The following is a 22,071-nucleotide window of genomic DNA, read 5'->3' as shown; positions in this document are numbered from 1 at the left end:
CCCTCGAGAGGCCCGTCTGCGGCATGACGTGGGGGTGGACGGGCGTCCGCGGAACGTGGACGACGCCCGCCGCAGCGGCATCCCTCGACGCGATGGCCGACCACGGCGTCACCTGGACGGCGCTCGCGTTTGCCGCCGAGCAGGCGACCGCGTTCTCGACCGACATCCCGTTCCGCGACGAGCCGACGGTGACCGAGGATGAGATCGTGCACGCGATCCGCGCCGCGCACGAGCGTGGGATGAAGGTGTGCCTGAAGCCGGTCGTCAACGTCGCCGACGGGACCTGGCGCGCCTTCATCGGTTTCTTCGACTGGGACGTCCCCGGCGAACCGAGCTGGACCGAGTGGTTCGTGTCCTACCGCGCGTTCATCCTCGATGCAGCCCGCATCGCGCAGGCCGAGGGGTGCGCGATGCTCTGCATCGGCTGCGAGATGGTGCGCGCCGACGGGCAGGAGGCGCACTGGCGCGAGCTCATCCGAGCAGTGCGGGAGGTGTACTCCGGACTTCTCACGTACAACTGCGACAAGTACCAGGAGGACCGGATCAGCTGGTGGGACGCGGTCGACGTCATCTCGTCCAGCGGCTACTACCCGATCGATGCGTGGCAGGAGAACCTCGACCGGATCGAGGCGGTGGTCGCGGCATCCGGCACGCCCTTCGTGTTCCTCGAGGCGGGATGCCCCTCGCGGGAGAACTCCCCGATGAGGCCGAACGACTGGGCTCTCGAGGGCGCTCCGTCGGGCCAGGCGCAACTCGACTACTACCGCGCGATGTTCGACGCGTGCGGCGAGCGGGAGTGGGTGTCGGGCTTCTTCCTCTGGGACTGGCCGGCGGAGCTCTACGCCCCCGACGCGGCGGAGGACAACGACGACTACTGTCCATACGGGAAGCCGGCGGGTGAGTTCTTGCGCTCGCACTATCGTGCGCTGACGACGGCTGCCGCGGGAGGAGGACGATGAGCGCGCGCCGCGTGCTGGCCATCGACGCCGGCCAGAGCGACATCAAGGTGAGGGTCGATGACGGCTCCCGTCGGGAGGACCTCGCGTTCCGCGGCATCCACACCGGCGCACCGCTCCTGCCCCAGCTGGCGCGCGTCGTCCACGAGACCCTCGAGCGCACGGGCACCGAACCCGACGTCGTCGCGGCGGGGATCTCGGGACTCACCGACCGCGACGCGGATGCCGACGCGCTGCTCTCGCTCGTCCACGCCGACGGCGTGCGGGCCACGATGCTCGCGCACGACTCGACGACGTCGTTCCTCGGCGCGCTCGGCGACCGGCACGGCGCCGTCGTCGCGGCCGGAACGGGAGTGGTCACCCTGGCCGTCGGTGCGACGGACACGGCCCGTGTCGACGGGTGGGGCTGGATCATGGGCGACGCCGGTAGCGGCTACTGGATCGGTCGAGAGGCGCTCGACGCCGTCATGCGCGCATACGACGGCCGCGGACCGGCGACGCTGCTGACCGACGACGCCCTCGCCCGGTGGCCCGACCTCTCGCAGGCGTACATGGCCCTGCAGGCCGATCACGATCGTGTGCGGGTGGTCGCGTCGCTCGCGCGGGACGTCGCGCGGGCGGCGGATGCGGGCGACGCCGTCGCGCGGGAGATCTCGCACCGTGCCGCGCAGCAGCTCGCGTGGTCCGCTCGGACCGCCGTCCGCCGCGTGCGCACCGACGAGCCGGTGTTCGACGTCTGCGCGATCGGCGGGGTGTTCGCCTCGCGGACGCTGCACGACGCCTTCGAGGCCGCGCTCGGCGAGGGCGCGGGGCTGCGGCTCGTCGCCCCGCAGGGCGTCGGGATCGACGGCGCCCTCGCCCTGGCCGAGATCACGACGGCCCACCCCCTGGGTGCGGCCGTCCACCGCGCCGGCGCGATCTGACCCGCGGCCGGCTGGTCCGACCCGCGGTCGGCGCGCCGCGGCCGGCGTGCGGCGGCCTGCGTGCCGCCCAGCGGCATCCGACCCTCTGTCGCGGATTCGGAGATGTGCCCTGGATTCGGACGTGATCGCGCGAACAGGTCCGAATCCAGGGCCGGGATCCGAATCCGACGCACGCCCTCGTCTCCTCCACGAACAGGCCGGCGCGGCACGCGCGCACAAGAACCGGCTCCTGCGGGTGTGCACGGCCTCCAGCGCGCCACGCTCACCGTATGGAACTTCGCGCGTTCGTCGACATTCGCGGTGGCATCGTGCACCGCTCGGTGCTCCTCGCTGCCTGCGCATCCCCGCGGGCGCTGCAACGCGCGGCAGCGCGTGGCGAGATCGAGCGTGTGCGCCGATACTGGCTCGCCACGCCCTCCGCGCCGGCGGATCTGCGCGCCGCAGCACTCTCGACCGCGCGCGTCGCCTGCGTCTCCGCCGCACGTCACCGCGGGTGGTGGATGCCGCCCGAGGTCGATGCGAGGCTGCACCTGCACGTCCTCCCCCACGCGGAGCCTCCGCGCGGCGACCGCGTCGCGCATTGGACGCGGCCGCTCGCCCCCGTGGGACGCGCATCGCTCGTGGAGTCCGTCCACGACGCTCTCGACCACATCTCCACGTGCGTCGACCGCGAAACCGCGACCGTCCTCTGGGAGTCGGCCTGCCGTGTCGAGAGACTGACGCCTGCCGATCTCCGGCGGGTGCGGTGGCGGTCAGCATCCGCTCGGGAGCTCTGCGAACAGATTACCGGACTGCACGATTCCGGTCTGGAGACGATCTTCGCGGTGAGGATGAGGAGCGCCGGAGTCGCCGTGCGTTTCCAGCAGTTCGTGGCCGGCCACCCCGTGGACGCGCTCATCGGCGAGCGACTGGTCGTGCAACTCGACGGCTTCGCATTCCACTCGACCTCCGCCGACCGCACCCGCGACGTCGCGCATGATCGCGAACTCATCGCCCGCGGCTTCACCGTGCTGCGGTTCACCTACGCAGAAGTCCTGCACCGCTGGGACGTGGTCGAGCGGGCGATCGCTCGCGCCATCGCCCAGGGCGCGCACCTCTCCATCTGAAGACCCCTCCCCGCGCCGCTCGTCGCCGACACCGCACGCCTCGGATTCGGACATCCGCCTCGGATTCGGACGGGACCGCGCCTGCGCGTCCGAATCCGAGGCCGCGATCCGAATCCGGGACACACCGCACCACGAACGACGGATGCCGGGGCCCCGACTTCGGGCCCCGGCATCCGTCAGCAGCTCAGCGCCGGCTCAGACGAGCGATTCGCGCCAGGCGCGGTGCAGCTGCGCGAACTTGCCCGTGCCGGCGATGAGGGCGTCGGGGGTGTCGTCCTCGATGATCCGGCCGTGCTCCATGACGAGCACGCGGTCGGCGATCGCGACCGTCGACAGACGGTGCGCGATGATGATCGCCGTGCGGTCGGCGAGCAGGGTGCCGAGGGCCTCCTGGATCTGCCGTTCGCTCGGGATGTCGAGCGACGCCGTCGCCTCGTCGAGGATCAGCACCGCGGGGTCGGCAAGGAACGCGCGCGCGAACGAGATCAACTGACGCTGACCGGCCGAGACCCGACCACCGCGCTTGTTCACGTCGGTGTCGTACCCGTCGGGCAGCTTCTCGATGAAGCCGTCCGCACCGACCGCACGGGCAGCCGCACGGATCTCGTCCATCGTCGCATCGGGCTTGCCGAGCGCGATGTTGTCGGCGACGGTCCCGCTGAACAGGTAGGCCTCCTGCGTGACCATGACGATCGCGCGACGCAGATCCTTCGGGTGGAGCTCCCGCAGGTCGACGCCGTCGAGGGTCACGGCACCCTTCGTCGGGTCGTAGAACCGCGCGACGAGCTTGGCGAGCGTCGACTTGCCGGCGCCCGTCGTGCCGACGAGGGCGATCGTCTGCCCGGCCGGGATGTCGAGCTGGAAGTGCGGCAGGATCGTCTTCGACTCGGAGTATCCGAACGTCACGTCCTCGAAGCGCAGGTGGCCGGTCGCCTGGCGCAGGTCGACCGGCTTCGTGGGGTCGGGGACAGTCGGGTCCTCCTCGAGCACACCCGACACCTTCTCGAGCGCGGCCGTGGCGGACTGGTACGAGTTCAGGAAGAACGCGACCTCCTGCATGGGCGCGAAGAAGTTGCGCACGTAGAGCACCGCCGACAGCAGGAAGCCGAGCTCGAGCGCACCGCTGACCACGCGCAGCCCGCCCCACAGCACGACGGCGGCGAGGGCGAACGAGGCGAGCGCCATCATGGCGGGCTCGAACGTGCCGAACAGGCGGATCGAGCGCATGTTGATGTCGCGGTAGTCGCTCGCGAGCCCGCCGAACTCGCCGTCGTTGGCCGGCTCCTTGCGGAAGGCCTTGACGGCGCGGATGCCGGTCATCGTCTCGACGAACTTGACGATCACCTTCGCGCTCACGACGCGCGATTCGCGGTAGACGACCTGCGAGCGCAGGTAGAACCAGCGCATGAGGAAGAACAGCGGGATGCCCATGAAGGCGAGCACGAGGCCGGACTGCCAGTCGAGCAGAATCAGCGCGACGAGCGTGAACCCGCCGTAGAGCAGACCCGAGACCAGCTCGTTGAGTCCTCCGTCGAGCAGCTCGCGGATCGTGTCGAGGTCGCTCGTCTGACGCGAGATGATGCGGCCGGACGTGTACGACTCGTGGAACTCGAGGCTGAGCTTCTGCGTGTGCAGGAAGATCCGCTTGCGGAGGTCGAGCATCACGGCCTGCGTCAGCCGGGCCACCACGACGGCGTACCAGCCGATGAGGGCAGCACCGCCGACCGCGGACACGAGGAACACCGCCACGACGGCGATCGTCGGCATCCAGTCGGCTTCCTTCTGGACGGCCGGCAGCGCGTTCGCGATGCCCCAACCGACCAGGGCGGGACCGGCGACCCGGAGGATCGTCGAGATGACGAGCACGATCCCCGCCAGCACCAGCTGCATCCGCAGCGGCGTGACGAGCGACCCGAGCAGTCGCAGCGAGCGGCGTCGGATCTGCCGGCTCTCCTCGCGGGTGTAGTCGGAGCGGTCTTCGCCGCTGGTGCCCGTGACGGTGCTCACAGGGACACCTCCCTCTTCTGCTGACGTTCCTGCTCGTCCTCGAGACTCGAGATGACGTGCCGGTAGTGCTCGCTGGTGCGCAGGAGCTCGGAGTGCGTGCCGACAGCGGTGATGCGCCCCTCTTCGAGGAGGGCGACGCGGTCGGCGAGCGTGACGGTGGACGGCCGGTGGGCGACCACGAGGGCCGTCGTCTCGGCGAGCACCACGCGGAGGGCGTCCTCGACGAGCGCCTCGGTGTCGACGTCGAGAGCCGACAGCGGGTCGTCGAGTACGAGGACGGCCGGGCGGGCGGCGACGGCGCGGGCCAGTGCGAGACGCTGACGCTGACCGCCCGAGAGGCTCAGCCCCTCCTCGCCGATGACGGTGTCGACGCCGTCGGGCAGGTCGTCGACGAACGCCGCCTGCGCGACCTGCAGGGCTTCGCGCAGCACGCGCTCGCCCTCGGGGCTGTGCGGGTCGAGGTCCTCACGACCAAGGAGGACGTTCTCGCGCACGGTCTGCGAGAACAGCGTGGCGTCCTCGAAGGCCATGCCGACGTGACGGCGCAGCTCGGTCAGCGGCAGCGCGCGCACGTCGACGCCGTCGAGCAGCACGCGTCCGCCGGTGACGTCGTACAGGCGTCCGGGCAGCGTGGTGAGGGTCGTCTTCCCCGAGCCCGTCAGACCGACGAGCGCCATGGTCTCACCCGGCCGCAGTGACAGGTCGATGCCGTCGAGCAGGTCGCGTTCGGTGGCCGCGGCATCCTGATAGCGGAACCGCGCCCCCTCGAAGACCAGCTCGCCGCGGGGTTCGGCGATCGAGACGGGGTTCTCGGGGTCGACGATCGTGTTCTGCTCGTCGAAGACCTCGAAGATGCGGTCCGTCGCGGTGCGCGCGTCGACGAGGAACGAGAACAGGAACCCGATGGACTCGACGGGCCACCGCAGAATGGTCGCCATCGCGAAGAAAGCGATGAGCGCCGCGGTGTCGATCTGCTCCACCGACACGAGGTAGATGCCCGCGCCCAGGCACAGCGCGAACGCGATGTCGGGGAGCAGCACCAGCCAGAACCAGATCCAGCCGACGGCCTTAGCCTTGCTGATCTCGGTCTCGCGGAGCGTCTCCGCCTGACGCGTGAACTTGCGCAGGGCGTGGCTGCCGCGGCCGAAGGCCTTGAGGACACGGATGCCGTGGACCGACTCCTCGACGGCGGTCGCCAGGTCGCCGGCCTGGTCCTGGCTCTGCCGCGAGAGCATGCCGTATCGGTTCTCGAACACGAAGCCCGCGATCCACAGCGGTGCGGAGACGACGACGAAGATCGTGCCGAGCAGCCAGTGCCAGCTGAACAGGATGACGGAGCCGACAACGATCGTGATCATGTTCACGACCAGCAGCACGACACCGAAGGCCATCCATCGACGGATGAGGCCGATGTCCTGCATCATGCGGCTGAGCAGCTGGCCGGACTGCCAGCGGTCGTGGAAAGCGACCGGCAGCCGCTGCAGGCGCGCGTAGAAGTCGGTGCGCAGCTCGTACTCGACGGCGGTGGCCGGGGCGAGCACGAACCAGCGGCGCGCCCACACCATGAGCGCCTCGAGGAGGCCGAGCAGCAGCACGGCGCCGGCGCCGAGGGCGATCAGCCACGGGTCACCCGAGGCGATGGGGCCGTTCGTGCCGACGATCTGCTCGAGCACGAGGGGGATGGTGAGACCCAGCAGACTCGCGATGAGCGCGCTGAGGGCGCCGAGCCCCAGGCGCGGGAGCACGGGCTTCGCGAAGGGGATCAGGCGGGCGAGGGAACGGGCGGTGGACAGACGGGGATGCGTCGAGGAGGTCATGATCCTGCACAGGTGAGGAGCGGATGCCGAAGCGGCGAGGAGCGCACGGGGGCGCGGACGATCGGGGTCTCGGGGACCCGTCGAGGGAGAACGATGAAAGGCGCGGGAAGCTTCCGCGCGAGGTCAGACCTCGGTCGTCATCCCCGACGGACGGGGCGTCCGGCGACGAGGAAGGCGGCGGACTTCGTGTAGACGATCTCCGGGGACATGGCTTCCTCCTTGATGGGGCCGGACGAGGCGCCCGCATCGTGCGGGAGCCCTCCAGGATATCCCTGAGGATTCGCTGTAAACAAGCGCTTACTCAGATGGATTGATCATTTCCCCGATTCGCGCTGCAGCAGGCTCTGCTTCACGTGCAGCCCCCAGGCGAACCCGCCGAGCGCTCCCCCGGTGCGGAGGACCCGGTGGCACGGGACGAACAGCGCCGGCGCGTTGCGCGCGCAGATGGATGCCGCGGCCCGGACCGCGTTCGGCGATCCGAGGTGGGCCGCGAACTCGCGGTACGTGAGCGGCCCCCCGGCCGGGATGCGACGCAGGGCCGCCCACCCGGCGGTCTGCAGGGCGGTGCCGTACTGCATCACGGGCACGTCGTCGATCGCGGTGAGGTCGCCGTCGTAGTACGCGAGCGTCCGCGCCGCCGCCTGCGTCCGCCCCGGCGCGACGTGCGGCGGCACGCGGTCTGCGCGGAGGCGCCCGAGGATGCGCTCGGGGTCGTCCGTCCACCCGGACGACAGCACCCGACCGTCGTCCTCGAGGATCGTGAACGGGCCGTCGGGGGTGTCGATGGTCTGCAGGATCGCGGTCATGAGGCGGCCTTCCGGGAAGAGGGATCGAGGTCCACGGCACGCCAGGCCTGCGTGACGGGCGCGGCGCACCAGAGGTGCGCCATGAGGTAGCTGCGCCAGGGCGCGACCCGCGCCGCCCAGGCGGTCAGGCCTTTCGCGTCCGACGGGATGCCGGCGGCCGCCGCTCCCGCCCGGGCCGCGACGTCGCCGGGCAGCAGGACGTCGGGGTCGCCGAGCACCCGCATGCGCACGTAGTCGGCGGTCCACGGCCCGATCCCCGGGAGGGCGAGCAGGGCGGCGCGCTGTTCGTGGGTGTCGTCGCCGGGTCCGAGCCGGAGCGAGCCGTCGGCGAGGGCCGTCGCCGCGTGGACGATGGCGCGGATGCGCGCGCCCGGTCCCCGCAGCACCTCGGCACCGTGCTCGGCGACGGCCTGCGGCGTCGGGAACAGGACGGCGGGTCCGAGCGGCGTCTCGACGGGCTCGCCGAGGGCGGCGGCGAGGCGGCCCATCACCGTCCGCGCCGACGCGACGCTGATCTGCTGGCCGATCATCGCGCGGATGAGCATCTCGTCCGCGTCGATCGCTGCGGGCAGACGCACGCCGGGCACCCGCGCGACGAGGGGCCGCAGCTCGGGGTGCGCGGCGAGCGCCGCGTCGACGGCGGCGGGGTCGGCGTCGAGGTCGAACAGGCGACGGACGCGGGACAGGAGCGGGGCGAGGTCGCGCAACGAGGCGAGGTCGGCGCGCAGCCGCATTCGTCCCGCGGCATCCTGCCGCACCTCGAACCACGCCGGCCCGCCGTCCAGCCGGAGCGTGCGCGCGAACGAGGCCGTCTCACCCACCTCGACACCCGGGATCGCATGGGCGCGCATCCACCCGAACAGGCCGACGGAGTCGAAGGGCTCGCGGACAGGCAGGACGAGGTCGATGCGGCCGGCGGTCGTGGTCCCGCCCCGCCGCCTCGCGCGCAGCTCGGTCGGCGACAGCGCGAAGACCTCGGTCATCGTGTCGTTGAACTGACGGATGCTGCCGAAGCCCGCCGCGAACGCGACGTCGGCCATCGGCAGCTCGGTGTCGACGAGCAGGGTCCGGGCCGTGTGCGCCCGGTGGGCCCGCGCGAGGGCGAGCGGGCCCGCCCCGAGCTCGGCGGCGAGCAGACGCGTGAGGTGGCGTTCCGAGTAGCCGAGACGCCGTGCGAGCCCCGACACCCCTTCCCGGTCGATGACGCCGTCGGCGATCAGGCGCATCGCGCGACCGGCGACGTCGCCGCGGAGGTTCCACTGCGGCGAGCCCGGGGTCGCCTCGGGGAGGCAGCGTTTGCACGCGCGGAAACCGGCCTCGTGCGCGGCGGCGCTCGTCGGGTAGAAGGTGACGTTCGCGGCCTTCGGCGTGCGGGCCGGGCAGCTCGGTCGGCAGTAGATGCCGGTCGAGTGGACGGCGGTGACGAACTGTCCGTCGAACCGCGCGTCCCGTGCGTCGATCGCGCGGTACCGCTCGTCGAAGGTCATCGGCGCGATCGTCATGGCTCCAGCCTGACACGCGCCACCGACACCGACTCGCGGAAATCGGACACGACAGCGGATGCCGCGGTTCAGCCGGCCGGCGTCCACCCCGCGACGTCGGAAAGCAGCGGAGCGTCGTCACCGTCCCGCACCGTGACCCCGGTGACATCGGGGGCGACGATCGTCACGCGCGGGACGGCGGCGAGCGGCCGTGCGACGGCGGCCTGCACGATCGTCGACTCGATCCGGGCGAGCAGATCCCGCGCGGCGTAGACGTCGACGGTCTGCTGGAGCGTCGAGATCAGCTCGTCCCGCGCGGGGTCCGCCTGGCCGACGAGGCTCGACGGTCCGTCGGTGCCCCACTGCTGGGCGATGGCCCGAGGGGTTTGCGGCACGCGGACGCGCCGGATGACGGCATCCCACCCGGACGCCTTCACGGCGGCGTCGAGGTCGTCCGTGGCGCAGTCGACGACGTCCCATCCCGCCTCGGCGGCCGCCGTCTTCAGAGCACCGAACGCCCCCTTGGCGAAGCCGTTGCGGGAGTCGTAGAGGACGCACACGCGCGCGTCGTCGCGGACACCCGCCGCCGTCCGGTCCCGGGCGGCGTCGTCGGCCGGCGTGCCGAGCGCCTCGGCGAATCCGGAATCCTCCGTGACGACGTCGAAGGCGCGGGACCCCGGCGCCGTGACCATCGACGTGGTCTTCGGGTACGCCTGCGCCCACTCGCCCGCACCGGCGGCGACCATCTCGTCGGCGGGGACGACACGCAGGAAGGCCGCGCGCGCGGCGCGCTCCGTGAAGATCCCGTCGGGGCTGAGGAGCAGCGTCCAGATGGTGCCGTCGTGCGTCGTCTGCACGACGAAGTCCCGTCGCTCGCGTTGACGGACGGCTTCCCGGTCGTCGGGGGTCGGGCTCAGGGAGACGATGTCGAGCGACTCCCCCACCGCCGCAACGGGATCGTCGCCGCGCGGGACGAGCTCGATGTCGGCGATCTTCGGCGCGGCCGCACCGGTGTAGGCCCGGTTGGGCGCCAGCGTGACGCTCGTGCCCTCGTCCTCGATGTCTGCGACGACGTAGGGGCCGCTGGAGAGCGCGAGATCGGCGTCGACGGTGTCGCCCGAGACGGTGAAGTCGGTGTTCCAGACCTCCGCGATCGCGGCGAGGGCACCGGCATCCCGCTCGAGGACGGCCCGGATGACCGCCTGCTTCGCCTCCATCGGGTCGTCGAGGTCGAAGGCACGCATGCCGACCGTGTGCGCCGGGGCGTCCGCCGACACCGCGGTCTGCCACGCGATGGTCGGGGCTGCGAACGTGACGTCGATCGACCGCGCGAACTCGTCGATCCTCGGACGGGGCGCCGCCAGCGCAGCATCCGACGGGCCGTCCTCGGACAGCAGACCTACAGATGCCGCCCATCCGAGGACGAGGTCGGCGGCGTCGAGCGGGATGCCATCAGACCACGACGGCTCCGCCAGGTCGTAGCGGACCGTGAACGGGTCTTCGTGAAGGATGCGGACCGTGCCGAACGACTCGTCCGGGACGACCTCACCGTCTACGACGCGACCGAAGGACGATCGGGTCACCGCCGCGATGTCGCGGTTGCCCGGCGTCGGATCGACCCGGGCGTTCAAGGATGTCACCGGACCGGCCCAGCCGACGGTGACCGTGCTGTCGGGGACGACGGACGGCGGGAGCGCCGGCGCGCACGCGCTCAACGCCAGGACGGCGACCGCGACAGCAGCGACCGCGGTGCGGCGGGAAGCTCGCATCCGCTGATCAGATGCGGTCGGTGTCGTCGCCGAGCTCCTCGGCCATCTGCCGGTACGGCTCGCTCTCTTCGCTTTCGAGCCAGCTCTTCGCGTACTCGAGCAGCACGGCGGGCGAGTCCTCCGCCTCGGCTGCGCTGGCGAACGGGCCCAGGCAGTCCTCCGACGGGCGCTCGTCGTCGCGCACCACGGACTGGGTGGAGAGGTTGTACCAGTAGGTCTGCGAGGTGGTCATCGTCGCGACACTCCGTTCGTCGTCCTGATCCTAATCATCATGAACACGGGCAACGGGCCGCGATGCGGATCCTGAGATCGCATCGCGGCCCGTGAGCGAGCCGGGGATCAGTTTGCGGCCATCTCCGCGTCCGTGTCGCGGATGCGGTCCGCCATCTGGTCAAGCGCCTGCGCCATGTCGTTGACGGCCTCAGCGGCGTCGTCGAGCGACGTCGTGAGCTCCGAGTACGCGGTCGAGTAGGCCTCGGACGCGTTCTCGGTCTTGAAGCCGTCCTGCACCAGGTCGTCGATGATGCCCTGGAGCTCCTTCAGCGTGTCGGTGACGGTCTGGCGACCGTCGCGAAGCCGCGCCGCCGCGCTCTCCATCTCGCTGTATGTTGCACCAAAATCGTGAGCCATGAACCCGCCTCCCAGCGTGTCGTCGTGGTGCGGAGAACCGTTTTCCTCCCCCGCGTGAACGATGCTAGCGAAGAGGTCTCCCCCGCCCCATGGGGAGAAGTCCCCTCTTGACAATCCTCCGTCGGGCCGGTCGCTCGCCGAGGCGAAGGGCTGGTGTCGGCGGCGGAATTCCGCGGGCACGAGAGCCGTCCCGGATCGCAGCGCGCACCGGGATGCCGGCAGGCGCCGGGCACCGCTCACCTCGAGAATGACCGAGTGGCGCTTCAGTGGCCGACAGGGCCCTGCAGATCAACCATGACCTGGATCGCCGAGAGGGTGGGGCGCTTCTGCAGGGTGTCGACCGTGCCAGGCCCGCCCAACGACGGCAGCGGGACGAAGATGAATGACTCGTCGAACTCCACGGCCCCATGACGGGCGACTGCCTCCGGGTAGGGGTCCCACGCGAATTCTTCTTCCAGGTGCTCCGCCCCGTCGAGGCGAGTTAGGCCGAGGAAGGTCTTGGGCGAACCCAGACCCACCGTTTCGAACTTCCGGAAGAGAATCGCAACGAGTGAATCGACGCTCGGCTCCCAGGTGATGAGATCGCCCAGGGCGGTCACCATGACGGGGATCGCGATGCCGTCGCCCTGAGTTTTCCCGATCCGATCACCGAGCTCAGCCTCGAACACTGAAGGGTTGATCACGCGGATGAACCCCTCACCGAACGTGCCGTAACCGTACTCCTCCCAGATCTCGACGATCTCCGCGGGAACCCGGTCACGGTACGCAGCGACCACCTCCGGCTCCACCGGAGCATGCGGGACGAAATCTGCGATCTGAACCATGGTCTCCAACCTAGGGACAAACCCAGGTGCGGCCGATCAGTGACCGATGAGCCCCTGCAGGTCGACCATGACCTGAATAGCCGACAGCGTCTGACGCTTCTGCAGGGTGTCGACCGTGCCCGGCCCACCCAACGACGGCAGCGGAACGAAGATGAACGACTCATCGAAGTCGGGCGCGCCCTGCGCCGCAACCGCTTCGGGGAAGACGCCCCAGTTGAACTCCGAGGCCAAATGGTCCGCGCCCAACGCCTCGGTGAGAAGAAGGAATGAATCGACATCCCCCAGGCCGACGCCTCTGTTCTCGCGGAAGATGAGGCCCACAAGTCCACCCAGACTCGGCTCCCAGGTGATGAGATCTCCCAGCCCGGTGACCATGACGGGGATCGCCACACCGTCACCCTGGGTCTTGCCGAGCCGGTCCCCCAGCTCCGCCTCGTAGACGGCGGGATTGATGACGCGGATGAAACCCTCACCGAACGTGCCGTATCCGTACTGCTCCCAGACCTCGACCAGCTCCGCGGGAACCCGATCGCGATAGGCAGCCACGACTTCGGGTTCGACAGGTGCATGCTCGACGAAGTCCGCGATCTCGATCATCCCCACAACCTATCGACGATCACGGTGGTGGTTTCGTCGCCGACTCGAGCCAGCGAACAGTCTCGACCCCGGGGGCGGTCGACTTCAGTGGCCGATGGGACCCTGCAGATCGACCATTACGTGAATGGCCGAGAGCGTGGGACGTTTCTGCAGAGTGTCGACCGTGCCCGGACCACCCAACGACGGCAGCGGGACGAAGATGAACGACTCGTCGAAGCCCAACGCGCCGTGCATCGCGACCGCCTCGTCGTAGAGGTCCCACTGGAGACGTTCGGTGAGGTGCTTGGTCCCCACAAGCCGGGCGAGGGTGAGGAATGTGTTGGCGTTTCCGAGTCCGACGGTGCGGAACCCCCGGAACACGACGGCGACGAGCCCGTTGAGGCTCGGCTCCCAGGTGATCAGGTCACCGAGGCCGGTGACCATGACGGGGATCGCGATCCCGTCACCCTGCGTCTTACCGATGCGGTCGCCGAGCTCCGCCTCGTACACGCCGGGGTTGATGACGCGGATGAAGCCTTCCCCGAAAGTGCCGTAACCGTACTCCTCCCAGATCTCGACGATCTCCGCGGGAACCTGGTCACGGTACGCAGCGACTGGGCTGACCCCGTTTCGTAGGTCCGGTGGTTCTGAGAGTCGTCCTGTCGCCCGCGGCTGCGGGCAGGGAGACTGGTCAGATCATGACGAACAGCAGGAAGCGTCACACCCCGGAGCAGGTCGTCCGCAAGCTCGGTCAGGCCGACAGGATGCTCGCCGACGGGCAGGATGTCGCGGCGGTGTGCCGGGAGCTCGGGGTGTCCGAGCAGACGTACTACCGGTGGCGGAACCAGTTCGGCGGTCTCAAGGCCGACGACGCGAAGCGCCTGAAGGAACTCGAGAAGCAGAACGCCACTTTGAAGCGGCTGCTCGCTGAGGCGGAGCTGGAGAAGGCGGCGCTGAAGGAGCTGGCCGAGGGAAACTTCTAGGCCCGGGCAGGCGCCGCGCCGCCGTCGCTCACCTGGTCAGGGCACTGCAGGTGAGCGAACGTATGGCGTGCCGCCTGGTCGGGCTGTCACGCTCCGCGTACCGGCGCCCGCTCAAGGGCGACACGGTCACGGACCCGGATCGGGCGCTCAGGGACTGGCTGCGCGCCTGGGCGAAGAACCATCCCCGTTACGGATACCGGCGGGCGTATCACGACGCCCGCGCCGAGGGGTGGGTCGTGAACCACAAGAAGATCCAACGCCTCTGGCGTGACGAGGGCCTGCGCGTCCCGCAACGACGCCGCCGCAAACGCGTCGGATCCTCGACGGTCGATGCGGCCACGGCAGACGCGCCGAACGTGGTGTGGGCCGTGGACTTCCAGTTCGACGCCGATGAGCAGGGCCGGCCGATCAAGATCTGCTCGATCGTCGACGAACACACCCGCGAGTGCATCGGCGGGCTTACCGAACGGTCGATCACCGCAGACCGGCTCACCGCTCATCTCGAGGACCTCGTCGCTGTCCGCGGCGCCCCCGCGGTGCTCAGGTCGGACAACGGGCCGGAGTTCATCAGCGACGCGATGGCCGACTGGGCCGGCACCCGCACCGGCCTGTCCTACATCCCGCCAGGCTCGCCGTGGCGCAACGGATACGTCGAGTCGTTCAACAGACGGATCCGCGACGAGTGCCTCAACATCAACAGCTTCTACTCGCTGCTGCACGCACAGGTCGTGATCGGCGATTGGAAGGACGAGTACAACCATCACCGCCGGCACTCATCGCTCGGCTACCTACCCCCGGCCGAGTACGCTCGGCAGTGCACCCATCACATCGAAATCGACGACTCACAGACCGTCCGGACCGAATGAAGGGGGCGGCCCACGACCACCTCCGGCTCCACCGGAGCATGCGGGACGAAATCTGCGATCTGAACCATGGTCTCCAACCTAGGGACAAACCCAGGTGCGGCCGATCAGTGACCGATGAGCCCCTGCAGGTCGACCATGACCTGAATAGCCGACAGCGTCTGACGCTTCTGCAGGGTGTCGACCGTGCCAGGTCCACCCAAGGAAGGAAGGGGAACAAAGATGAACGACTCGTCGAATGCGGGCGCCCCCTGCTGCTGGACCGCCTCAGGGAAGACATCCCACCCGAACTTCTCCGACAAGTAATCCGAGCCGTCCAGCTTCAACAGACCGAGGAAAGTAGCGGCTTTGCCCATCCCCGTCCCGCGGTTGCTCCTGAACATGAGTACGACGAGCCCGTTGAGACTCGGCTCCCACGTGATGAGATCTCCCAGCCCGGTCACCATGACGGGGATCGCGATTCCGTCACCCTGTGTCTTACCGATGCGGTCGCCGAGCTCCGCCTCGTACACGCCGGGGTTGATGACGCGGATGAAGCCTTCCCCGAAAGTGCCGTAACCGTACTCCTCCCAGATCTCGACGATCTCCGCGGGAACCCGGTCACGGTACGCAGCGATCACCTCCGGCTCCACCGGAGCATGCGGGACGAAATCTGCGATCTCTACCACGGTTTCCAACCTAGGGAAGAACCCAGGTGTGGTCGATCAGTGACCGATGGGCCCTTGGAGATCGACCATGACCTGGATGGCGGAGATCGTCGGCCGCTTCTGCAAAGTGTCGACTGTGCCCGGACCACCCATGGAAGGCAGCGGAACGAAGATGAACGATTCGTCGAAGTCCGGCGCGCCCTGGGCCGCGACCGCTTGTGGGAATACACCCCAGTCCAGAACACGCGCAAGGTGACGTGCGCCGCCTGCACGCGTCAAGGTCAGGAAGCTGGACACCTTGCCCAAACCCGCGCCTCGATTGCTACGGAACATCAGCGCGATCAGGCCGCCCATACTGGGTTCCCAGGTGATCACATCGCCAAGACCGGTGACCATGACGGGGATCGCGATACCGTCGCCCTGGGTCTTGCCGAGCCGGTCCCCCAGCTCCGCCTCGTAGACGGCGGGATTGATGACGCGGATGAAACCCTCACCGAACGTGCCGTATCCGTACTGTTCCCAGATCTCGACCAGTTCCGGGGGTACCCGATCGCGATACGCGGCGATGACGTCGGGGGCGACAGGCGCGTGCTCGACGAAGTCAGCAATCTCGATCATTCCCACAACCTATCGAATGACGACGTTCATATAGACCCTGGTGATGTCGACACCCGGGTTCGCCTCCAGATACCGAACGACAGCTTGGTCGATGTCACCCACACGCGTGCGCCATTGCGATCCGAGTGACGAGTTGACCCGTGAGTCACCCACACCGGAGATGTCCGTGACGTCCCCACCGGCGATTCCATCCAGGCGGTGCGTCGCCGCTTGGGTATGCATCCAGTCGGTAGCGGAGGCATACGCATCGTCGTAGTCCTGGCCGGCTTCCACGAGCTCGGTCACCTTCTCTTCGAACGACAGCTCCCGCGCATACTCCTGCGCCCGGAGCGAGTCGGGTGTGCGGCCGTTCTGCAGGTACTCCGCACGGTTGCGCAGCCAGTCGGACAGCGGCATTTGCTGCAGCGCGTCCATCTGCTCGTTGTACTGGCGGTCATACTCGACCGGGTCGTGCTTCTTGTTCCGCTTGAACGGACGCAAGGTGACATCGAACGTGTCGATGTCTTCGACGCCGTCGCGGTTGCGTCGCTGCTTGCCGCGCAAGCCTCGCACCATCTCGCCGAGCTGCCGACCGTGGACCGGGATGTCGTCCAGCGCCCGCAGCATCGGCTTGATGAGTTCGTCTCCGACTCGAGCCATGTGTCAGTCCCCCGTGATGTTCAGTCCGGCGAGGTCGGTCATGAGCCGGTCCATCAACGATTCGATGTCGGCAGCGCGCAGATCGAGCTCCTCCTCGGACTGCTCGAGCGCCTGCAGGTCGGCGTAGAACTCGTCCGGGTTGCCGGCCACGGCCTCGACGACGGGAGCGTTCAGCGCCGCCATGACAACAGCGGGCAATTCATCGGCGAGCGGCTCGATGACCGTCGGCAGGATCTGGTTCAGCGCCTGCTCGATCGCGACGTCGACGGCGGCGTTCAGAAGCTTCTTCTTGATGATGAGCATAGGGCCGGCGCCGACCGCGGTGACGGGGTTCGTGAGCATGCCGACCAGCGCGATCATCGTCGTCGTGACATCGGCGATGACCTTGATCTTGAGCCCCAGCACGACGCCGGCAGCGATGTCCATCCCGGGCGGAACGGGCCCGAGCAGGTCGACGAGTTTCTGCAGATTCTGGGAACGGTTGGTGTTCCACGCCGAGACGAACGCGGGTCCCGCCTGGCCTCGCATCGCCGCGGCCAGGTCGCCGTTCACCTTCCGGTCGATGGCCTGCAGGGAGTCCTCGAGGTCGTCCCGGAAATGCGAAATGATCTGCGCACCGCGCCGGAGCTCGTCCTCGTCGACGTCGGGCCATTCGAATCCGAGCTTCTCCATCACCCAGATCAGTTCGTTCGGCAGCATCATGCCCACAGCGCATCACCTCCCCAGCGAGAGTAGGCAAGATCGGCCGTGAGGTACATGGGGAGAAGTCCCCGGCTCATCGGGGGTCAGGCACCGAACGTCGTACCCGCGGCATCCGCCGTCACCGCTTCGCGGGCGGCCGCCCGTGTCGTCGGGGGCGCGACCGTCGGCTGCGGCGGGGGTGCCACATCGGCGACGAGCGGCATCTGCACGGTGACCGAGCGACCCGCCTGCACGAAGATGCCTCGACCGACGGGGAAGTCCGACCGCTTGACCCGACCGAACGGCGTCTTGAAGATCGCCTCGCCGTCGTAGGTGTCCGGCTTGAGGACGATGCCCTGACGGCCCGCCTTCCACTCCCCCAGCACACCGATGCTGCCGCTCGCCCGCGAGATCTCGGCGTCGCCGATCAGCATGTGCTCACTGTCGTTCATCGCCTGCAGCAGGGTGCGCATCGGGCGGTCGGCGGGGCCGTCCGACAGGTGCGGCATGTCCTCGATCACGATGAGGATGCGGCCTTCCGACACATCCCGCGTGATGAGCTCGGCCAGCTCGGTGGCCAGCTCCTTCTCGTCGTCGGGACGGGTGGCGCTCTTCACCCACGGACGGAAGTCCTTGAGCTCGGCGCGCCGGCTGCCGAAGTGGTAGAGCTGGACGCCCGGGTCGAAGCGTTCCATCGCGATGACGAGCGACTTGAGAGCGTTGGTGCGACCGGATGCCGGCGGCCCCGAGATCACGAACGAACCGATCGGCTCGAAACCGTGCGCCGAGAGGGTGTCGTCGGCGACGCCGAACACCGGCATCCCGTCGACCCGGGCCGGCATGTCCGTGGCCGGCACCGCCGTCGGAAGGGCACCGATCTCGGGGAGATCGCGCACGCCCTCCGCGCGGAGCTTGTCGCCGAGGACCCCGAGCGCCTTCGTCTGCTCGACGGCGTTGGAGGTCCCGCCGAGGACGGCGATCTGCGCCTCGTGACCGTCGATGACGGCGCGGCCGGGGACGGACTGCTCGTCGAGCACGTCGCGCGGAGTGCCGAGCAGCATGTACTGCGACGGGTCGCCCATCCGCAGGACGACCTTGCGCGAGATGTTCGAGGCGACGGCGCTCGGGACCGCGTTGCCGCGGTCGGCCGTGAGGACCGTGTGCACCCCGAGCGTGCGACCCTCGCCGAGGATACGCATGAAGGTGCGGTAGAACGGGCCGCGACCGGGCGCCACCTCCCAGTCCTTCTTGAACTCGGGGAAGTTGTCGATCAGCAGGATGATGCGCGGGAGGTTCGGGTCCGCGATCTCGCGATACTCCTGCAGCGTCGCGGCGCTGGCCGCCGAGAATGCCGACGCGCGGCGGTCCATCTCGCCGTCGAGGGTGCGCAGCAGGCGCTGGATGCGCTCGACGTCCGAGCCGTCGACGACCGACCCGACGTGCGGGAGGGCCGACAGCGCGCCGAGCGCGCCGGTCGCGAAGTCGAGGCAGTAGACGTTGACCCGGCCGCGGTCCGGTCGCATGCCCGCCGCCGTGCCGATCGTCTTGAGGACAGTCGACTTGCCCGACCCGGACGTGCCGTACACGACGAGCGATCCGTCGCGATCGGGGACGAAGAACGCGGGCTCCTGCTGCTGCTTCTCGGGCACGTCCATGAGGGCGATGGGGATGCGGGTGTCGCCCTCGTTCGCGAGGTTCGCGAGGTCGACCAGCGCCGACAGGTCGTCGAGCCAGGGACGACGGGGGCGCGGCAGACCCGCGACCTCGCACGCGGTCACGAGGTTCGACACGATGCGCCTCTGGTCGTTCGGTCCGAGGTCCTCCTCGTGCGAGTCCGACTCGGCGGGGCGGTCGGGCTCCCACTCGGCGGCCGCACCGAAACGCAGCTCGGCGACGCGCACCTCGGCGACCGCGGTGTCCTCCAGACTCGTCCAGCCGCCGGTGTAGGCGGACTGGAACGGCACGAGGCGGCCGGGGCCGGTCTTGGCGATCGCGCGCCCGGGGACCGACGCGGGGAAGCTCGCCGCGACATCGTCGTCCACCACGTCGCGCGAGTCCGCCTCATCCGCCATGCGGAGGGCGATGCGCAGGTTCGTGTTCGCGCGGAGGTTGTCCTTGATGACGCCGGCGGGGCGCTGGGTCGCCATGATGAGGTGGATGCCGAGGGAGCGGCCGCGCTGGGCGATGTCGACGACGCCGTCCACGAACTCGGGCATCTCCGAGGCCAGGGCGGCGAACTCGTCGATGACGAGCACGAGCGACGGCGGGCACTCCGGGTCCTGGCGCTTCTCGAGTTCGAGGAGGTCCTTGGCCTTCTTGCGGTTCAGCAGGTGCTCGCGGTGCTGCAGCTCCGCGCGCAGGCTCGTCAGCGCCCGGCGGACGAGGTGCGGGTTGAGGTCGGTGACGAGGCCGACGCAGTGCGGCAGGTCGACGCAGTCGGCGAAGGCCGAGCCGCCCTTGTAGTCGACGAAGAGGAAGGTCACGCGGTCGGGGCTGTGCGCGGCGGCCATGCCGAGCACCCACGCCTGCAGGAACTCGGACTTGCCCGAACCGGTCGTGCCACCCACGAGCGCGTGCGGTCCCTGCGTCCGCAGGTCCAGCGCCATCGCGTCACTCGGCCCTTGCCCGATGATCGCGCGGAGCGTGCCGGCCTTCTTCAGACGGGGCCGCGGCGTCGGCGTGCGGTCCACGATCGTGTTGTTCTGCTGCCAGCGCTCGATCGCCGCGTGCGGGTTCTCGGCGATCGCGGGGTCGATGAGCTGCAGGAAGTTGACCGAGTTGGGGATGTCGGACGCGTCGTGCACGACCGTGCTGGCATCCACCACCGGCGACAGGCGTCGCGCGAACATCTCCATGTAGGCGTTCGAGACCCCCTCGACGGCGACGTGCTCGAAGGCCTCGCCGTTGCGGACGAGACCGACCCGCGCATCGGCGAGGTCGTTCCGCAGCTCGATGAAGCTGCGGCAGACAGCGGGCAGCGACTCGACCGTCTCGGAGATGAACACGGCGTGGACACCGTGATCGGCGCCCCGCTCGAGGACGTCGGTGAGGCGCCCGCGGTCGACCGGCGCATCGCCGGTGACGAAGACGACCACCGAGATCGGGGGCGTGCGGACGCGGTCCTCGGCGGCACGAGCGACATCCGTCCCGTAGAGGAGGGGATTCCAGTCGTCCTTGAACGGGCCACGGGGCTCGCCCTCGCGGCCACCGGCCGAGGCGCGACGGACGTACTCCTCGAGCGAGTTGAGCAGGCCCGCGGCACTCGGCGCGGAATCGGCCAGCGGCGCCGAGCGGAACGGGCTGCGCTCGGCGGTCGTGTGCGGAAGCCACTTGAGCCACTCGAGCTCGGGCGTCCAGGACGAGTCCGAGAAGGCGACGGTCACGACGTCGTTGGGCGCGTGCAGGCCGAACACCTGCACGGCCACGCCGCGCATCGCATCGGCCACGAGCGCGCGCGGACCGGCGATGCCGATCGAACCGGAGGTGGGGAACGTCTCGAAGACGGGGACGTCGTCGACCATCTCGTAGCGCAGCCGCAACCGATCGACGCGGTCGATGTACTCGGGCAGCCCGTCGGGCGTCTCGGCGTCGTCGATCCCGTTGCGCGCGGGGAGCGAGCAGGTCCCGAGTCGCAGAGCGAGGAAGTTCCAGTGCTCGGGACGTCGGGTCCACAGCAGCGGACCGAGCCGCATCGCCTCTTCGAAGACGTCGGCGACCGCCGGCGCCTCGGCGTTGCGAGCCGCCTCCTCCTCGGGCTTGCCGCGGAAGAAGTCCTCCTCCAGTTGCTCGAACTGCCGCTCGAAGAGCAGTCGCTCGTGGTCCTCGCTCTTGCGACTCTGGACCGACTGGTTGATGAGGTTGCCGAACGCCATGAGCGGTGTCATGACGATCAGCAGGAGCGAGCGGGGGTTGCCGTTGAGCGCGAACAGCGCCGCACCCATGAGGATCGGGGCGACCATGATCGGCCAGGGGAAGATCTTGCCGATCTTCTCGGTGGGCAGGCGCGGCGGCTTGAAGCGCGTGCCCGGGTAACGGACCTCGACGCGCGGACTGCGATTGAACAGCAGCCCGCCGCCACGCTCGATGATCGGGTCGTCGGCGGCGGCACCGTCCCACGCGTTCGTGAGGTAGACGACGAGCGTCGTCGCGCCGATGACGAAGGGCCGACCGTCCTCGACGCGGACACGCTGCACTTCGACGCCGTCGACGAGGACGCCGTTGGCGGAGTTCAGGTCGACGACCTCGGCGTGCGCACCGACCTCGAGTCGTGCGTGGCGCTTCGAGACCATGGGGTCGGTGAGCACGACGTCGTTGCCCGGGTCGCGCCCGATGGACACGTGACCTGCCGACAGGGCGAACTCCTGTCCGGCGAGGGGCCCGGCGGTGGCCCGCAGGATGCCCACGGTTTCGCCGCGTCCGGCGCGGATGTATCCGGCGCCGTAGTTGACGATGGATGCCGCGAACCCCGACCCGAGGGGCGCTTCGCCGATCGGCAGGTCGTGGGGCAGTTCGACGGCGCGGGACGCGGTCGGCGGCGCGACCGACAGGGTGAGGACGTCGTCCTCGGCGAATGTGGTCGACCGGGCGGGATCGGATGCCGCGATGTACCGCGCGACGTCGCCGACGGTCGCCGTGGAGTCGGCTGTCACGACGATGTCGACGGGGTCGTTGTCGTGCCGGTGCAGGGTGAGCTTCAGCCGCATCGCTCTTCTCCGAGGGGGTGGGGACGCGTCGGGCGGACGGGT

19 protein-coding genes and 1 pseudogene are annotated in these 22,071 nt (G+C 69.4%); 4 read left to right on the top strand and 16 right to left on the bottom strand.

Annotation, left to right across the window (positions count from 1 at the left end):
* Nucleotides 1-23: 23 nt before the first annotated feature.
* The 3 genes from AB0P29_RS06245 to AB0P29_RS06235 all read left to right on the top strand — a co-directional run bounded on the left by AB0P29_RS06245 (nucleotide 24) and on the right by AB0P29_RS06235 (nucleotide 2,985).
* The gene (locus AB0P29_RS06245; protein ID WP_363379290.1) at nucleotides 24-959 is read left to right on the top strand and encodes a 1,4-beta-xylanase; all 936 of its coding nucleotides are present in this window, start codon (nucleotides 24-26) and stop codon (nucleotides 957-959) included.
* On the top strand, nucleotides 956-1,879 hold the full coding sequence (locus tag AB0P29_RS06240) for a BadF/BadG/BcrA/BcrD ATPase family protein (protein WP_363379096.1): 924 nt from the start codon (nucleotides 956-958) through the stop codon (nucleotides 1,877-1,879). Before AB0P29_RS06245 ends, AB0P29_RS06240 begins: the two co-directional genes overlap by 4 nt.
* Before the next feature lie 269 nt (nucleotides 1,880-2,148).
* Complete coding sequence (locus AB0P29_RS06235; RefSeq protein WP_363379095.1) at nucleotides 2,149-2,985, top strand: DUF559 domain-containing protein; 837 nt, start codon at nucleotides 2,149-2,151, stop codon at nucleotides 2,983-2,985.
* Nucleotides 2,986-3,180: 195 nt separating this feature from the next.
* Here AB0P29_RS06235 and AB0P29_RS06230 read toward each other — a convergent pair whose 3' ends face one another.
* From AB0P29_RS06230 to AB0P29_RS06180, 11 genes and pseudogenes are all read right to left on the bottom strand, one after another.
* Entirely contained in the window at nucleotides 3,181-4,992 is a 1,812-nt protein-coding gene (locus AB0P29_RS06230; RefSeq protein WP_363379094.1) for an ABC transporter ATP-binding protein, read from the bottom strand.
* Nucleotides 4,989-6,809: an ABC transporter ATP-binding protein gene (locus tag AB0P29_RS06225; RefSeq protein WP_363379093.1), complete on the bottom strand. Its 1,821-nt coding sequence runs from the start codon at nucleotides 6,807-6,809 to the stop codon at nucleotides 4,989-4,991. Before AB0P29_RS06225 ends, AB0P29_RS06230 begins: the two co-directional genes overlap by 4 nt.
* 314 nt (nucleotides 6,810-7,123) lie before the next feature.
* Nucleotides 7,124-7,615, bottom strand: a complete 492-nt coding sequence (locus AB0P29_RS06220) for a methylated-DNA--[protein]-cysteine S-methyltransferase (protein WP_253034753.1) — start codon at nucleotides 7,613-7,615, stop codon at nucleotides 7,124-7,126.
* Nucleotides 7,612-9,117, bottom strand: a complete 1,506-nt coding sequence (locus AB0P29_RS06215; protein ID WP_363379092.1) for an AlkA N-terminal domain-containing protein — start codon at nucleotides 9,115-9,117, stop codon at nucleotides 7,612-7,614. Before AB0P29_RS06215 ends, AB0P29_RS06220 begins: the two co-directional genes overlap by 4 nt.
* A 68-nt stretch (nucleotides 9,118-9,185) precedes the next feature.
* Nucleotides 9,186-10,865 carry an ABC transporter substrate-binding protein gene (locus AB0P29_RS06210; RefSeq protein WP_363379091.1) on the bottom strand — a complete coding sequence of 560 codons (1,680 nt, stop codon included), beginning with the start codon at nucleotides 10,863-10,865 and terminating at the stop codon, nucleotides 9,186-9,188.
* Nucleotides 10,866-10,872: 7 nt separating this feature from the next.
* Nucleotides 10,873-11,097 carry a hypothetical protein gene (locus AB0P29_RS06205; protein ID WP_064001283.1) on the bottom strand — a complete coding sequence of 75 codons (225 nt, stop codon included), beginning with the start codon at nucleotides 11,095-11,097 and terminating at the stop codon, nucleotides 10,873-10,875.
* 107 nt (nucleotides 11,098-11,204) lie between these two features.
* Nucleotides 11,205-11,495, bottom strand: coding sequence for a WXG100 family type VII secretion target (locus tag AB0P29_RS06200; protein WP_363379090.1), 291 nt, complete (start codon nucleotides 11,493-11,495; stop codon nucleotides 11,205-11,207).
* 263 nt (nucleotides 11,496-11,758) lie between these two features.
* Nucleotides 11,759-12,319, bottom strand: coding sequence for a GAD-like domain-containing protein (locus AB0P29_RS06195; protein WP_363379089.1), 561 nt, complete (start codon nucleotides 12,317-12,319; stop codon nucleotides 11,759-11,761).
* A gap of 36 nt (nucleotides 12,320-12,355) precedes the next feature.
* Nucleotides 12,356-12,916: a GAD-like domain-containing protein gene (locus tag AB0P29_RS06190; protein ID WP_363379088.1), complete on the bottom strand. Its 561-nt coding sequence runs from the start codon at nucleotides 12,914-12,916 to the stop codon at nucleotides 12,356-12,358.
* Nucleotides 12,917-13,000: 84 nt separating this feature from the next.
* The gene (locus tag AB0P29_RS06185; protein WP_363379289.1) at nucleotides 13,001-13,210 is read right to left on the bottom strand and encodes a T6SS immunity protein Tdi1 domain-containing protein; all 210 of its coding nucleotides are present in this window, start codon (nucleotides 13,208-13,210) and stop codon (nucleotides 13,001-13,003) included.
* A 96-nt stretch (nucleotides 13,211-13,306) separates the two neighbouring features.
* A pseudogene (locus AB0P29_RS06180) lies at nucleotides 13,307-13,504 on the bottom strand (GAD-like domain-containing protein); the annotation flags it as partial.
* An 89-nt stretch (nucleotides 13,505-13,593) separates the two neighbouring features.
* Between AB0P29_RS06180 and AB0P29_RS06175 the strand changes: the two are divergent.
* A protein-coding gene (locus AB0P29_RS06175) for an IS3 family transposase (protein WP_363379087.1) occupies nucleotides 13,594-14,744 on the top strand; the annotation gives its coding sequence in 2 pieces (ribosomal slippage) (nucleotides 13,594-13,864 and nucleotides 13,864-14,744; 1,152 coding nt in all).
* A gap of 104 nt (nucleotides 14,745-14,848) precedes the next feature.
* On the opposite strand, the gene AB0P29_RS06170 is transcribed toward AB0P29_RS06175, so the two are convergent.
* The 5 genes from AB0P29_RS06170 to AB0P29_RS06150 form a co-directional block, all read right to left on the bottom strand.
* Nucleotides 14,849-15,409, bottom strand: a complete 561-nt coding sequence (locus tag AB0P29_RS06170; protein WP_363379086.1) for a GAD-like domain-containing protein — start codon at nucleotides 15,407-15,409, stop codon at nucleotides 14,849-14,851.
* Nucleotides 15,410-15,445: 36 nt separating this feature from the next.
* On the bottom strand, nucleotides 15,446-16,006 hold the full coding sequence (locus AB0P29_RS06165; protein ID WP_253036057.1) for a GAD-like domain-containing protein: 561 nt from the start codon (nucleotides 16,004-16,006) through the stop codon (nucleotides 15,446-15,448).
* Between the two features lie 9 nt (nucleotides 16,007-16,015).
* Complete coding sequence (locus AB0P29_RS06160; RefSeq protein ID WP_363379085.1) at nucleotides 16,016-16,645, bottom strand: polymorphic toxin type 15 domain-containing protein; 630 nt, start codon at nucleotides 16,643-16,645, stop codon at nucleotides 16,016-16,018.
* A gap of 3 nt (nucleotides 16,646-16,648) precedes the next feature.
* Nucleotides 16,649-17,347 (bottom strand): WXG100 family type VII secretion target, encoded by a 699-nt coding sequence (locus AB0P29_RS06155; protein WP_363379084.1) that lies wholly within the window; start codon nucleotides 17,345-17,347, stop codon nucleotides 16,649-16,651.
* A gap of 83 nt (nucleotides 17,348-17,430) precedes the next feature.
* Nucleotides 17,431-22,029 (bottom strand): FtsK/SpoIIIE domain-containing protein, encoded by a 4,599-nt coding sequence (locus AB0P29_RS06150; RefSeq protein ID WP_363379083.1) that lies wholly within the window; start codon nucleotides 22,027-22,029, stop codon nucleotides 17,431-17,433.
* Between the last annotated feature and the right edge of the window lie 42 nt (nucleotides 22,030-22,071).

Origin of the sequence: Microbacterium sp. NPDC080220 (genome assembly GCF_040686395.1) — a bacterium.
GTDB lineage: Bacteria > Actinomycetota > Actinomycetes > Actinomycetales > Microbacteriaceae > Microbacterium > Microbacterium gawkjiense.
This window is presented reverse-complemented; position numbering and strand designations above follow the sequence as displayed.

Coding starts and splice junctions, on each gene's coding strand:
- AB0P29_RS06220 (WP_253034753.1), bottom strand. CDS start 7,615: ATGACCGCGATCCTGCAGACCATCGACACCCCCGACGGCCCGTTCACG.
- AB0P29_RS06200 (WP_363379090.1), bottom strand. CDS start 11,495: ATGGCTCACGATTTTGGTGCAACATACAGCGAGATGGAGAGCGCGGCG.
- AB0P29_RS06205 (WP_064001283.1), bottom strand. CDS start 11,097: ATGACCACCTCGCAGACCTACTGGTACAACCTCTCCACCCAGTCCGTG.
- AB0P29_RS06190 (WP_363379088.1), bottom strand. CDS start 12,916: ATGATCGAGATCGCGGACTTCGTCGAGCATGCACCTGTCGAACCCGAA.
- AB0P29_RS06165 (WP_253036057.1), bottom strand. CDS start 16,006: ATGATCGAGATTGCTGACTTCGTCGAGCACGCGCCTGTCGCCCCCGAC.
- AB0P29_RS06160 (WP_363379085.1), bottom strand. CDS start 16,645: ATGGCTCGAGTCGGAGACGAACTCATCAAGCCGATGCTGCGGGCGCTG.
- AB0P29_RS06245 (WP_363379290.1), top strand. CDS start 24: ATGACGTGGGGGTGGACGGGCGTCCGCGGAACGTGGACGACGCCCGCC.
- AB0P29_RS06195 (WP_363379089.1), bottom strand. CDS start 12,319: ATGGTTCAGATCGCAGATTTCGTCCCGCATGCTCCGGTGGAGCCGGAG.
- AB0P29_RS06240 (WP_363379096.1), top strand. CDS start 956: ATGAGCGCGCGCCGCGTGCTGGCCATCGACGCCGGCCAGAGCGACATC.
- AB0P29_RS06225 (WP_363379093.1), bottom strand. CDS start 6,809: ATGACCTCCTCGACGCATCCCCGTCTGTCCACCGCCCGTTCCCTCGCC.
- AB0P29_RS06150 (WP_363379083.1), bottom strand. CDS start 22,029: ATGCGGCTGAAGCTCACCCTGCACCGGCACGACAACGACCCCGTCGAC.
- AB0P29_RS06155 (WP_363379084.1), bottom strand. CDS start 17,347: ATGATGCTGCCGAACGAACTGATCTGGGTGATGGAGAAGCTCGGATTC.
- AB0P29_RS06210 (WP_363379091.1), bottom strand. CDS start 10,865: ATGCGAGCTTCCCGCCGCACCGCGGTCGCTGCTGTCGCGGTCGCCGTC.
- AB0P29_RS06235 (WP_363379095.1), top strand. CDS start 2,149: ATGGAACTTCGCGCGTTCGTCGACATTCGCGGTGGCATCGTGCACCGC.
- AB0P29_RS06215 (WP_363379092.1), bottom strand. CDS start 9,117: ATGACGATCGCGCCGATGACCTTCGACGAGCGGTACCGCGCGATCGAC.